General features: G+C 54.4%; 3 protein-coding genes. All 3 read right to left on the bottom strand.

Annotated features, from left to right (window positions below; translation table 11 throughout):
* The coding region (locus MHN33_RS22610; protein WP_239401588.1) for a condensation domain-containing protein at positions 1-1,844 on the bottom strand (1,844 nt) is incomplete at its 3' end.
* Positions 1,844-8,542: a non-ribosomal peptide synthetase gene (locus MHN33_RS22605; protein WP_239401586.1), complete on the bottom strand. Its 6,699-nt coding sequence runs from the start codon at positions 8,540-8,542 to the stop codon at positions 1,844-1,846. The genes MHN33_RS22610 and MHN33_RS22605, both read right to left, overlap by 1 nt.
* A complete protein-coding gene (locus tag MHN33_RS22600) occupies positions 8,539-14,982 on the bottom strand; it encodes a non-ribosomal peptide synthetase (RefSeq protein ID WP_239401584.1) in 6,444 nt (2,147 codons plus the stop codon). The genes MHN33_RS22605 and MHN33_RS22600 overlap by 4 nt, the downstream gene beginning before the upstream one ends.
* Position 14,983 lies beyond the last annotated feature (1 nt).

The following is a 14,983-nucleotide window of genomic DNA, read 5'->3' as shown; positions in this document are numbered from 1 at the left end:
GCCCCGGCTTTGAGCACGCCCAGTAAACTGACCATCAGGCAGGCGCTGCGTGGCATACAAACGCCCACCAGATCGCCGGGTTCCACGCCCTGCTCCTGCAAACAGTCGGCCAGTTTGGCCGCCTGGGCATTAAGCTGCGCATAGCTAAGTTGCTCGCTGTCACTGTGTACGGCAATGGCATCCGGTGTCAGGGCTGCCTGCTGCTCGAAGCGTTCAATCAGGCCTGTTGCATCATCAAGACGACATTCTCCCGCCTGTGTGTACAAAGTCTGAGGCTGATTAAACAGCACATCGGCCACACTGGCAGTCGCCATCGTGTGCTGCTGGTAAGCCTGAGTCAGATTACGACAGATCTGCTGGAATAAACTGCTCAGTGTGGCGATCGTTTGGGTGTCAAACAGTTCGTTATCATACGACCAGTCAATCACCATACGCTGCTCAGAGACATGGGCATGAATATCCAGGTCGCCGCGTACAACAACCGCGTCTTTACCCAGCTCAAAACCCGCAAATCCGGCGTCGCTCAGTAACCTTGCATCCTCGTTTGAGAGCTCGCCCAGCTCAGAACCCATAGTAAACTGGATCTGGAACAGGGGGCTGTAATTTCCTGCCCGGGTGATATCCAGCGCTTCGACCAGGTTATCAAAAGGCAGTTGCTGATTATTCTGCGCGTCAATGTGGGTGCGCGCAACCTGCTTAAGATACTCAGTTAGCGGCTGTGCCCGATCAGTGTCCAGGCGCAATACCAGGCGATTCAGGAAGCAACCGATCAGGGGGTGTAGTTGTTCACTGTCCCGATTAGAAATCGTCGTCCCCATCACCACATCCTGATACTGACCGTACTGAGACAATGCCAGCGCCAGGCAACTGTGTAATAACATAAAGGGGGTGAGTTTGTACTCACGAGCAAGACGGTGTAACACTGGCACCAGCTCTTCTGGCAGGGCCTCACTGTAAAGCTTGCCAAAATTAGCCTTTTCCGGCTGGCGAGGATGATCCAGCGGCAGGCTATGCAGTTGCGCCATATCGGCCAGTTTATTGCGCCAGTAGTCGGTTTGCTGCGCACATTGTTCGCTGTTCAGCCAGTCCTGTTGCCAGCTGGCATAATCCAGATACTGAATGGGTAACTCACCGTGTGGCTGCTGCGCGTTTTGTAACTGTAGATACGCAGTCATTAAGTCTTGCTTCAGAATATCCAAAGACCACGCATCACAGGCGATATGGTGAATATTGATGATCAGTAACCCGGCACCGGTCAGCGCGTCGGGCATAGTGAAATGATCAACACGGATCATCAGATCGTGCTCCAGTGCAAACGGGGCAGCAATACATGCCTCAGCCTGCGCGTTAAATTCCGCCTCACTGAGCGCGGCACCGTCATGGTAGTGAATGCGCAACTGCGCGTCACTGAGGCACTGCTCTGTGGTACCATCGTCAGATTGTACATAACGGCTGCGCAAAATTTCATGCTTTTGCAGTACATGATTAAGCGCCCCTTCCAGATGCGTCAATGACACAGCATCAGTCAGGGTAAATGCCAGTGGCATATGATAGTCACTCGAGCCACCACGTAGCTTATCAATAAACCAGAAGCGCTTTTGTGCCGAGGACAAAGGATAGCTTTTCCCTGCTTCACGGATCTGCTTGCTGATTGGGTTCGCGCCAGACGCCGGGCTCTGCTGTTGTGACAAATACGCCATTAACGCCGCTTTATTGTCTCTGATCAGGGCGGCCAGTTGCGGGGTCAGTGTACCCTTTTTGGCTTCCACGGCAAGACGCTCGCCATTCACAGACAGCAGGATTTGGTTGTTGGTCAGTTGATCGATAATTGCTTGTGTGTTCATTAGAATTCTACCCTTTCAATTTGGTCTGCGCTGGCATCGTTTATTTGTTGTTTTAATGCGTGTTGATTACGTTGGCGCTCGATTTCGGCAGCCAACGTGGCGACCGTGTCATTTTCAAAAATGGTGTGTACCGTCAGTGTGGCTTCAAGCTGTGCCTGGATCTGGGAGACGGCTTTGAGGATCAGCAGTGAGTGTCCGCCCAGATTAAAGAAGCTGGTTGTGACACCTATGTCCTGTGCATCGCGGGACAATAGCTGTGCCCAGATAGCGACGAGCTGGTGCTCCAATTCACTGGAGGGCGCACAATATTCGCTTTGCTGCACATTGAGTCTGGGCTGCGGCAAGGCAGCCATATCTAACTTGCCATTCACGGTCAGTGGCAGCTCATCGACCAGGTTCACACTGCCCGGTTGCATGTAGTGCGGCAGTTGCTCAGCCAGCTGCTGGCTGATGGCCTGCAAGGTACTTTGTGGATCTGCCTCTGCATAACGCGGATACAACTTAAGGTAAGCGGCCAGGTGCTGCTCTGCCTCGACCTTAAAGATGGTCACGGCGGCATCCTGAACCTGCGGGAGCTGGGCCAATATCCCATTCAGCTCCCCCAGTTCCACCCGGAATCCCCGCAGCTTGACCTGGTCGTCATTACGACCGATGAAGACCAATTCACCCTGCTCGGTGTAACGCACCAGGTCGCCGGTGCGATATAGTCGTGGCGCTGCGATCGCCACACACTGGTCGGTATAAGGATTGCGGATAAACCGCTCTGCGCTCAGCTGCGGTTGATTCAGATAGCCGCGCGCCACGCCCGGCCCGCCAATATACAATTCGCCTTCACTGCCTTTCGGCACCAGACCACCATCCTCATTGAGTATCAGTAAGGTGTTGTTAACATTTGCTTTGCCTATGGTGATCTGCTCGGCGTCTGATGCCTTGTGTAAACGCGATGTGGTCGCGGTAATGGTCGCTTCTGTCGGTCCATAACTATTGAACAAAGTCACCCCGGGGGCAGCAGCAAAGAAGCGTGTCATATGGGCTTTACTCATGGCTTCGCCACCAATGATCACCGCACGCAGAGTCTCGATGGCAAAGGCATTGTCCATATCACTCATTTGCTTCCAGAATGCTGTTGGCAGGCTCATCACTGTGATTTGGTGTGCGCTGCAAAACGCGTTGAAGGCCTCGGCACTGCCAAGACATTCCTCGTTGCGCAGCACCAGGCTGGCACCCTGACACAAAGCCCCAAACAGCTCTTCAACAAAAATATCGAAGCTCATGGTTGAGAACTGCAACATTACGTCCTCAGCGCTCAGCCCATATTGCGTACGGCAGTGACACTGATAATTCACCAGCGAGCTATGCTCTACCGCGACCCCTTTAGGTTTGCCGGTGGAGCCTGAGGTATAAATGACATAGGCCAGATTGGTACCGGACACCCTGGTCAGTGCCGGGTTGGTGAGTGGATAAGCGTCCAGTTGCAGAGCTGCGATATCAATGGCCGTACCGCCTTGCTCTGCCATCAGGGTTTCAGCGACCGTCAGACCACTGTCAAATCCAAGCAGGTGTTTTAGTCCGGCATCTGATGCCATATGGCGCAGGCGACTGGTTGGGTAATCCGGGTCCAGCGGTACATAAGCGCCTCCGGCTTTTAATATCGCCAGAATGCTGACCACCATTTCCACCGAGCGGCTGGTGCATACACCAATCAGGGTTTCAGGTGTCACCCCGTGCTCACTCAACAGATAATGAGCCAGCTGGTTGGCGCGTTGGTTCAGCGTGGCATAGCTGAGGCGCTGCGCATTGCATACCAGCGCCGTTGCCTGTGGCGTCGCCTGTACCTGTTGTTCGAATACAGTATGAATACTCAGTGCCGGATCGTAGCGTTCGACCTGCTGGTTAAAGGTCACCAACAGCTCTTGCTGCTCCTCGGCCGACAGCATCGTCACGGTACCCGGAGACTGGGCCAGCAAGGCCTGGGGTTGCTGGTGCGCCAGGGTGGTCAGTAAGACTCCCAGGTGACGCGCCAGGGTCTCAATGCGTTCTGCATTGAAGAGCGCTTTATCATAGGTCCAGCAGATCTCAACGCCGCCGTCGCTCAGTGCGATGTCTACGTCGAGGTCAAACTTGGCAATCACGGCGTCCTCTGCCAGAGGGCTTAACTTTGCCTCTCCCAGTGACCAGCCCGTGTTTTCCACCTGCTCGGCGGCTTCATAATCTCCCCGGATTGTCAGCATCACCTGAAACAGTGGCGAATAAGCGCTGCTGCGAGGCACGTTCAGATGCTCAACCAGCTGCTCGAACGGCACATCCTGATTCGACTGAGCTCCCAAATGGACGGCTTTAACATGGGCCAGATAGTCCGCCAGGGTCGTATGAGCCGTACTGACGTTCAGCACCAGCGTATTAACAAAAAATCCGATCAGGGGTGCCAGCTCAGCCTGCAATCGGTTGGCCACCGGCGTACCGATAGCGATATCGCGGGCATTGCTGTGTCTGGATAGCAGCAGCGACAATGCACCATGGAGCAACATAAAGGGCGTTAACCCCTGCATGTTTGCCAGTGCAGTCAGCCCCTTTGCCACCTCACCATTGAGCGTGCTTTTTACCTGACCGCCCTGATGCTGTTTTACATCCGGGCGTGGCTTATCTAAAGGCAGACTATGTACCGCAGGTATCTCGGCCAACTGCTGCTGCCAGTACCCCAGTTGCGCCTCAAGTACCGTGTCAGTTAGATTGTCCCGTTGCCACTGCGCGTAGTCTGCATACTGAATGACAAGCGGTGCCAACGGGTTACTCTGACCCCGGCTGTAGGCTTGATAGAGCGCTGCAAATTCTTTGACCAGTACCTGCATCGACCAGCCATCGGAGGCAATATGATGCATATTAAACAGCAACACGCCGCTGCTATCTGCGGTTTGGATATAGCTTGCACGCACCATCACCTCGCGAGTCAGGTCAAACGGCTGATTTAGCTGTTGCGACATCACCGTGGCAATCGCCTGCTGACGGGCGGTTTCGCTCAGCATACGCAAATCCTTATAGCCGAGCGTGAAGTCAGCGTGCTGGCGGATCACCTGCGACTCATCGCGATAAACCGTTCTGAGCACCTCGTGACGCGCAATGATGGTTTGCAACACGGACTCAACCACATTCAGATCAAGTGTGCCCTGGACATGAAAGGCACTCGGCATGTTGTATTGTGCCGATCCCTGTTCAAGCTGATCGATAAACCATAAACGCTGCTGGGCAAACGACAATGGCGCGACGCTGTACGCCCCCAGCTGCGGGTCGTCCTGAAAGACTCGGGACTGGGCTTTTATACCCTCGGACAGTGCCTGCCCCTGACGCACGATGACCTCTTTGGCCTGCTCAGCCACAGTCGTGGCATTGAATAAGATACTCAGTGGCAGCTCGGCACCCAGCTGAGCGCGCAGCGCTGCAGCGAGCTTGACCGATAACAATGAGTGCCCGCCCAGCGCAAAAAAGCTGTCTGTGGTGCTGATCGTCGCCGCATCCATATTAAGCAGCTCAGCCCAGATAGCACACACCGCGCGTTCGGTGTCGTTTTGCGGTGCCACATAGAGGCCCGGTTGTGTGCCTGCCTCGACTTCTGGCAGTGCCTTTTTATCGATTTTACCGCTGGCCGTCAGCGGCCACTGTGGCACCACCAGCCCCAGTTTCGGTACCATGTAGTCCGGCAAACGGCTCGCAAGCGTTCTCAGCGCCTGGCTGATAAAGTCAGCATATGACTCTTCATCCAGCGCCTCTGTCGGCTGCACATAGGCCACCAGGTAGGTCCCGTTGACGCCGCTTTTCGCCAGCACCACCGCACTGTCGATCGCCGCCTGGCGACTCAGCTGCTCGCTTATCTCGCCCAGCTCCACCCGGAAGCCACGAATTTTTATCTGATCGTCTGCACGGCCCACAAAAGCCAGATTGCCATCCGCCTGATAGCGGACTAAATCGCCGGTGCGATACAGACGCTTTGAACTGCCCGCCACCTTGGCATCATAAAAGGGATTGTCGATAAACCGTTCGGCGGTCAGCCGGGGCTGATTCAGATAGCCTCGCGCCAGTCCGTCGCCGCCCAGGTATAACTCACCGGTTGCCCCGTACGGCAACAGCGCCAGCTGGTCATTGAGGATCAATGCCTGCGTGTTGCTAATCGCCTGGCCGATACTCGGGACATGGTCGATTTCTTGCGTGAAACAGGCACAGGTTGAATAGGTAGTGTCTTCCGACGGACCATAGAGGTTATAGACTCGCTCACAATGCTGGCCTGTAAGTAACTGGTTTACCACATCGCGACCCAGCGGCTCACCGGCCAGGTTCACTACCCGTACGCCCGCCGGGATCCCCCCTTGCTCCAGTAACGCCTTGATGGCCGATGGCACAGTATTAATAAGCGATACCTGCAGCGGATAGTCCAGCAGGCTCAGGGCATTGTCCACCAGCACACAGGTGCCGCCCCGGGTCAGGGTAAAAAAGAGTTCAAACGCCGACAGGTCAAAGTTAATCGACGTACTGCATAACACCCGCGCGTAATCTTCGCGACTGTATACCGTGTCGGCCCAGCTCAGCAGCGCATTGACATTACGGTGACTTATCGCCACGCCCTTAGGCTTGCCGGTAGACCCCGAAGTATAAATAGCATAGGCCAGGTTATCGCCCTGATGCGCAGCTGGCTGGTAAGCAGATGAGATAGCCGCGTCATTCATAGTGGCCAGGCTCAGCGTGTCGGTGCCCAGCCCTTGCAGGATTGCCGGGTTATCAGTGAGAATCACAACCGGCTTAGCGTCATCGATGATCTGGGCCAGTCGGGCACTGGGGTAGCCGGGGTCAAGCGGCAAATAGGCCGCACCGGTTTTAAGGATGGCCAGTATCACCATCACCATCTCGGCGTGTCGCTGCGTGCTGACGCCCACCAGGGTATCGGCACTGAGCGTGTATTGTTGCTGCAGATAAGCGGCAATGCGATTGGCACCGGCGTCCAGCTGGGCATAGCTCAGTGTCTGCCCGTCGGGCATCTCAATGGCAATGGCCTCGGGCGTCAGCTGAGCCTGGTGGCTGAATTGCTGATGCAGGCTCAACTGGGGGTCATAAGCCAGCGTTTCGCTTTGTGCATCATACAGTAAATGTTGCCGCTCCTGTTCGCTCAGCATATCCACCTGCTGTGGCGACTGCTGGGCGAGCTCTAACGGGTTGTGCGACACAAAAGCGCGGATCAGCTCAGTCAGATGGCCACTAAGCATGGCAATATAGTCGGCGTTAAATAACTGGCTGTCATATACCCAGTTCAACGCCAGTCCCTGATCATTGAAGATCAGGTTGATATCCAGGTCGAACTTGCTGTTGCTTACCGGCAGGGCTTGCTGCGTTAACTGCGCATCGGCAACGCTAAAGTGCGTGCTGACAGGCTGAGCCGGTGTTCCCTCCACCGTCAGAAGGATCTGAAATAAAGGAGCATGAACCAGGCTGCGTGAGATCTGTAGTCCCTCAATCAGCTGCTCCAGAGGTAACGCCTGATTTGCCAGTGCCTGTTGATTGATGCCTTTAACGTGCTCAAAATACGCCGCCAGGGTGTCAAACTCAGTCGATACCCGCAGTGGTACGGTGTTAACAAAAAAGCCCATCAGCGACTGCAATCCGTTTTGCAGCCGATTCTCAACCGGAGTCCCGATGACGATATCCTGGCTGTGACTGTGCCTTGCTAACACCAGTGACAACAACGCATGTAAAAACGCAAAGGGGCTGAGTTTAAAGGCGTCGGCACTGTTGGCAACCGCTTCGGCCACAGTTTGAGGCAATTGCTGAGTGTATTTTTGTGCCGGATGTTGCTGAGCGTCTCGCAGTCCCGATAACGGTAATGTATGAACTTCAGGTGCATCTGCCAGCTGCTGCTGCCAGTAATCCAGCTGGGTTTGATACTGTGCCCGGGCTTCGTTTTGCTGCCACTGTGCATAATCAATGTAGTGCAGTGGCAGTGGCGCCAGTTCCGGTTGCAGTCCTGCGGCCAGAGCCGCGTAGGTCTGTGAAAATTCCTCAACCAGCAGGGCCACCGAATAACCATCCGAGACAATATGATGCAGGTTAAACAGCAGCATGCCCTGCAGCGGTGAAAGCATCGAATAGTGCACCCGGATCAAGCTGTCTGTACTTAAATCAAAGGCGTAAGCGGTTTCGTCTGCCTGTAAGCGCTCGAGCTGTGCTTGCTGTGCCGACGCATCCAGGTGGCTCAGGTCGTGAAAACACACAAGCCGGGATGGCGCTGTTTGCACAATCTGCCTTCCTTCCCCCGCCACTTCGATATATCGGGTGCGGAGTATCTCATGGCGCGCGACGATGGACTGCATGGTTTGTTCCAGCAACGCCGGTTCGAACTGGCCGCAGACGCTGAAGGCAGCCGACATATTGTACTCGACGGTATTGCCCTGCAACTGATCGATAAACCACAATCTTTGTTGCGCCGATGACAAAGGGTAATGTGCCTGGGTGCGCGGTATCGGTGCAATTGCACTCACCTGAGCCGCACTGGCATACAACCCCAGCAAATACTGTTTTAACTCATCTTTGCGCTCTATCAGCTGCTGTTTTAGCGCCGCATTCAGGGTTTTTGGGAGTTGTAACTTAACTTCACCTTGATGGTGCTGTGCGCTGGCACCTTGCGCCACTAAAGCGCGATATAGTTCATGGATCATCATAGGGTAAATTCCTCTAAATCGGATACAGCCGCACTTTGTTCCGTGCGCGCGTCACTGGCATGCAAAGATAAAACGTCGTCGATGTGGCGACTGATGTTGGCAACGGTCATCTGCTGATATAAATCCTGAATGGCCAGGTTTATCGCAAAAGTGTCGTTGAGCCGGGTCACCAGGCGCATCACCAGCAACGAGTGCCCACCCAGTTCAAAAAAGTTGGCCGTGACGCTGAGTGTGTCAAAAGGCCGTTCGAGCAAATCGGCGCAGATCTGCTGTACCTGTTGCTCCGTTTCTGTTCGCGCAGCCTGATAAGGTTCTGCTGACTGGCTGCTAACAGGGGCCGGTAATGCCTTGCGGTTTACCTTTCCGCTCGGCAGCAAAGGCCAGTCGGTTATCGCCACAAAGTGTGACGGCACCATATAATTGGGTAGCTGTGCCTGTAACAGCAGCTTTAACTGGCCACTGTCTGGCGCTGCTTCATGCTGTTGAAATTCAACATAGGCAACCAGTTGGGGCTGTGCGCCGGGTGATTGGTTGGCCAGCACCAGGGCTCGCTCGACGCCTGCCAGAGCCATGAGTCGATGCTCGATTTCTGACAGCTCGACACGGAAGCCCCGGATCTTGACCTGCTCATCGACACGACCCAAAAATTCCAGTTCACCCGCCTGATTGACTCTGACAAGATCACCGGTTTTATATAACCTCGACGCCCATGCCGGCAGTCCGTTAACAGACTGGTTTAAGACAAACTTTTCTTTATTTGCCTGCTCAAGCCCCAGATAACCCCGCGCTAATCCCCGGCCACCCAGGTGCAGCTCACCAGCCACGCCAAGCGGACAAAGCTGGCCGCTTTGCCCTAGTACCGCGGCGGCCATATTGGGATTCGGCTTACCAATGGTGATTGTCCTGGTGAGATCGGTACTGTGATCAATGCGCAGGGAAGTGGCCGTAATGGTGGTTTCGGTCGGGCCATAAGTGTTCATCAAAACGCAGCGCCCTTGTTGAGCAGCAATCACCTCAAGCCCGGCTACGTCCAGTGCCTCTCCCCCCACGATGATCATTCGCAGTGACAATGCAGCTAACTCAGATGCATTGAGGTGCAGGTGATGCCAAAAGGAAGTGGGCAAACTGGCCACCGTGATGGCGTGTTGCTGGCAAAATGCAATAAACCCTTGCTTGCCCGCCATCACCTGGTCATTGCGCAGCACTAAGGTCGCGCCAAAGCACAAAGACGCTATCCACTCTTCGACAAAAATATCAAAGTTCATGGTCGAAAATTGCAACATGCGATCCGCGCCGCTCAGGCCGTAGTTCGCCTCACAGTTCAGCGCAAAGTTGGTCAGATTTTGGTGCTCGATCAGCACCCCTTTGGGCTGTCCGGTCGAGCCTGAGGTATACATAGCATATGCCAGCGCTGACGGTGCCTGTATACTGAGATCATGGGGAAGATTATCAGCACTGTACTGTTGCAACACTTCACCTTCAAGCAGGGCGTCCAGTTGCACCATGTCACCACTGAACCCTGCCAGCGTCTGTGTGCACGTCTTTGAGCACAACACCAGATTGACCTGAGAATCTTCCAACATATACGCCAGGCGCTGCTGTGGGTAGTCAGGGTCTAATGGCAAATAAGCACCGCCGGCTTTTAACACGGCCAGCAGCGCAATCAGCATATCAGGGCTGCGCTCCATGCACAGGCCGATAATGGTGTCCGCCCCAATATGACCCTGAGCTCGCAAGTAGTGGGCCAGCTGATTGGCCTGCCCGTTAAGCTGCTCGTAGCTGAGCTCAGCTTGCTCATCAATAATGGCGGTGGCAGCCCCATTACGCGCTACCTGGCGCTCAAACAATTGATGGATCATCAGTTCGGACCAGGGATTGTCAACGCGCTGCGCTTGTAGTAACTGCGAGCGCTCAGACGCCGAGAGCAAATCGGCCGCAGCGACAGGCTTGCCATCATCGGCATCTAATTGTGCTAGTAAAAAACACACGGCCTGCACCATGTAATCCGCTATTCGCTTCGCACCAACGGACTCATCAATCTGTACGCTCAGGACAAAATCCCCCTGCTCAACGAAGTCGTCTACGCTGACAGAAAATGGATAGTTAGTGCGTTCAAAACTATCCAGCAGCCTCAGTGCATTGTCTTGTGTGTGCAGCTCCCGGGCATGACGGTAATTGATCAATGAACTGAACAGCGGGGTGTCGCTCGCCACCGCACTGCATCCCGTCGCAACGGCCAAAGGCGTATGTTCAAAACTGGTTAGCGCCAGTAACCCGCGCTGCACTTGCTGGATCACCTGACTGGCACTGTGTTGTAGATCCACCTTCAAAGGTAAGGTGTTGATCAGCATCCCGAGGATCATCTGCGCATCACCCATAGACTGCATCCGACCGGACAGTACAGTCCCCAGAACCACCTGAGGCTGGTTACAACATGTGCCCAGCACCATCGCCCAGGCACTATGGAATAAAGCCGCCGGACTGACCTGATGACGCTCACACAACATTCGGATCTGGCGGCTGGTCTCACTTGCAAGCGTCAGGCTGGTTTCGTCCATTCCCAGCCCTTTTCCTGTGACATCCGTGAGCCCAAAAGGAAAGCTGGGATCCTCAACGTCAGCCAGCATGTCCGTAAAAAAAGCTTCCGCGTCATTGAGCTGCATTTGCTGACGCTGCGCTATCACAGCCCGGAACCCAGATTGCGACGGCATCCGCAACGGCACCGTCGCCGGCCCTTTAAGGTAATCTTGCAGCTGATTTTGGATCGCATACAAAGACATGGCGTCATCAATCAGGTGGTGCATTTGCACGCCAATAATGCACTGTCCGGACGTTTGCGCGACCGTCACTCTCATTAAGGGCGCCTGGTGTAAGTCAAAGCTGTGTTTGTCGCACTGTAAATGCGCTGTCATCTCCTGCTGAGGGTCTGCAGTGTCAGGCACATCAAGGTAATGTACGTCAAGTTGTACCTGTCTCAGTACGACCTGCACGGGCTCATCCAACCCCTGCCAACAAAAGCCGGTCCGCAGGATATCGTGCTCTTCGATTACCGACTGGATAGCCCGCAATAACAGAGGCAAATGTGACTCAGATTGCAACGCCAACAAATACCAGGATACATAAGGGTCGTTTTCAGGATCTAACATGTGATGATACAAGATCCCTTCCTGCAACGAGGCCAGCGGATATATATCTTGTATGTTGGCAGCCCCCCCAGCAAACTGACTGCACAGAGTGTCTATTTGTGGCTGACTCAGACTGATCAGATCCAGGTGTTCAGGCGTGATCCGTTCACAGCCTGCGGGGATCTGGCTGGATGAAACCGGTTCACAATAAGCTGGCACCGTTTCGAGCAATACAGCCATTTGTTGCACCGAAGTGCAGCGAAGGACATCTTTTGCACTCACCTGATACCCAAGCTGGTTCAGCCTTGCCACCAGCTTCAGGCTCAGCAGCGAGTGCCCGCCCAGTTCAAAAAAGTTCGCTGTGGCACTGATCGTCGCCGCATCCATATTAAGCAGCTCAGCCCAGATAGCACACACCGCGCGTTCGGTGTCGTTTTGCGGTGCCACATAGAGGCCCGGTTGTGTGCCTGCCTCGACTTCTGGCAGTGCCTTTTTATCGATTTTACCGCTGGCCGTCAGCGGCCACTGTGGCACCACCAGCCCCAGTTTCGGCACCATGTAGTCCGGTAAACGGCTCGCAAGCGTTCTCAGCGCCTGGCTGATAAAGTCAGCATATGACTCTTCATCCAGCGCCTCTGTCGGCTGCACATAGGCCACCAGGTAGGTCCCGTTGACGCCGCTTTTCGCCAGCACCACCGCACTGTCGATCGCCGCCTGGCGACTCAGCTGCTCGCTTATCTCGCCCAGCTCCACCCGGAAGCCACGAATTTTTATCTGATCGTCTGCACGGCCCACAAAAGCCAGATTGCCATCCGCCTGATAGCGGACTAAATCGCCGGTGCGATACAGACGCTTTGAACTGCCCGCCACCTTGGCATCATAAAAGGGATTGTCGATAAACCGTTCGGCGGTCAGCCGGGGCTGATTCAGATAGCCTCGCGCCAGTCCGTCGCCGCCTAGGTATAACTCACCGGTTGCCCCATACGGCAACAGCGCCAGCTGGTCATTGAGGATCAATGCCTGCGTGTTGCTAATCGCCTGGCCGATACTCGGGACATGGTCGATTTCTTGCGTGAAACAGGCGCAGGTTGAATAGGTAGTGTCTTCCGACGGACCATAGAGGTTATAGACTCGCTCACAATGCTGGCCTGTAAGTAACTGGTTTACCACATCGCGACCCAGCGGCTCACCGGCCAGGTTCACTACCCGTACGCCCGCCGGGATCCCCCCTTGCTCCAGTAACGCCTTGATGGCCGATGGCACGGTATTAATAAGCGATACCTGCAGCGGATAGTCCAGCAGGCTCAGGGCATTGTCCACCAGCACACAGGTGCCGCCCCGGGTCAGGGTAAAAAAGAGTTCAAATGCCGACAGGTCAAAGTTAATCGACGTGCTGCATAACACCCGCGCGTAATCTTCGCGACTGTATACCGTGTCGGCCCAGCTCAGCAGTGCATTGACATTACGGTGGCTTATCGCCACGCCCTTAGGCTTGCCGGTAGACCCTGACGTATAAATAGCATAGGCCAGGTTATCGCCCTGATGCGCAGCTGGCTGGTAAGCAGATGAGATAGCCGCGTCATTCACAGTGGCCAGGCTCAGCGTGTCGGTGCCCAGCCCTTGCAGGATTGCCGGGTTATCAGTGAGAGTCACAACCGGCTTAGCGTCATCGATGATCTGTGCCAGTCGGGCACTGGGGTAGCCGGGGTCAAGCGGCAAATAGGCCGCACCGGTTTTAAGAATGGCCAGTATCACCATCACCATCTCGGCGTGTCGCTGCGTGCTGACGCCCACCAGGGTATCGGCACTGAGCGTGTATTGTTGCTGCAGATAAGCGGCAATGCGATTGGCACCGGCGTCCAGCTGGGCATAGCTCAGTGTCTGCCCGTCGGGCATCTCAATGGCAATGGCCTCGGGCGTCAGCTGAGCCTGGTGGCTGAATTGCTGATGCAGGCTCAGCTCTGTGTCATAACTGACTGGACTGTGTGATGTCCCCAACAGCCACTGCTGCTCAGCATCGCCTGAGAAGGGCAAATCGCTCAGCGCACAATCCAGTCCATGCTGGCTAAGATAAGCCAGTGCACGCTGATACCTTTGCGCGATGGCATCAATCTCTGCCTGGTTAAAATAACGATGGTTAAAATCGATTTGCAGTTCCAGATCGGTGTCATTGTTATCCCATACCGTCAGCGTAAAAGGGATTTTTTCGGCGTTGGCATTAAGGTAGTGGAATCGCGCCGGCTGATTTGAGAAATGAATATCGGCAAAATTCAGTGTCAGGTAGTTAAAGCTAAAATCAAAAAAACTGCCCTGCTCACCACTGTGTTGCTGGTCTTTCAGTAACTGACCCAGAGGATACTGTTGATGCCGATAGGTGGCCTTTTGCGCCTGCGCAACCTGCTTCACCAGCTCGCTCATGACACGCAGGTCCTGCACTGAGATCAGCAATGGGCTGATGCTGGTAAACACCGACAACTTTTGTTTTTGCAGTGCGGTTTTACGGTTATGACTCGGGTTACCGAACAACAGTGCTTTTTGATTGGTATGCAACGAAAAGTAATAGGCTAATGTGGCCAGCAACACCTGTGCAGCACCCAGCTTAGCGTGTTTGGCGTGCTGGTTGAGATTATCAAATACCGCTCTGGAAAGTGGATAAATGGCACGGGTACTGCGCTGCTGGTCCCCCTCGCTATGGTGACGCGGAGCCAGTCGCTCTCTCTGGTAACTGGCGAGATAATCTTGCCAGAAGGTGGCATCTTTTTGATATTTAGTACTGTCCCGATAGGCATTATCCAGCTGAGCGATTTCTTTGAGTGATAACCTGGCATCGTCCTGTATTTTTTCGCTGTTGTACAAAGCGGCCAGTTGCTTAACCCATATCGCAAAACCAAATCCGTCCATTGCCAGGTGGTGGCTTAGTCCAACATACCAGTGCTGCTGCTGAGATATTCTGAGCAAAAACCCTCGGGCCAGTTGTGTGTCAAAAATCGCTTGCGTTTGTGCAAAGCGCGCGTCAAGCCAGGCTTTAGCACTCTGTTCAGCATCTGGTTCGTTGCTAAAATCGATCACAGGCAGGCTGTCATCTACGTCTTGACTCAGATAAACGGCAAACGTTCCGCTTTGCTGACTAATGCGCATCGCAAACGCTTCGTGACTGCGCACCAGAGCCTTATGCGCCTGTACCAGTTCAGTACAGTCAATGTTGTCACACACGATATAGCCACCAATATTGTAAATGGCACTATCCGGGAAATAGAGCTGATCTAATAGTATATCGCGCTGGGAGGCGGTTAATTGCCATTGAGAATGTGTCATT

Origin of the sequence: Pseudoalteromonas sp. OOF1S-7 (assembly GCF_022347765.1) — a bacterium.
Taxonomy (GTDB): domain Bacteria; phylum Pseudomonadota; class Gammaproteobacteria; order Enterobacterales; family Alteromonadaceae; genus Pseudoalteromonas.
This window is presented reverse-complemented; position numbering and strand designations above follow the sequence as displayed.

Excerpts from the sequence above, each read along its gene's own strand:
- MHN33_RS22605 (WP_239401586.1), bottom strand. The coding sequence starts at position 8,542 with ATGATGATCCATGAACTATATCGCGCTTTAGTGGCGCAAGGTGCCAGC.
- MHN33_RS22600 (WP_239401584.1), bottom strand. The coding sequence starts at position 14,982 with ATGACACATTCTCAATGGCAATTAACCGCCTCCCAGCGCGATATACTA.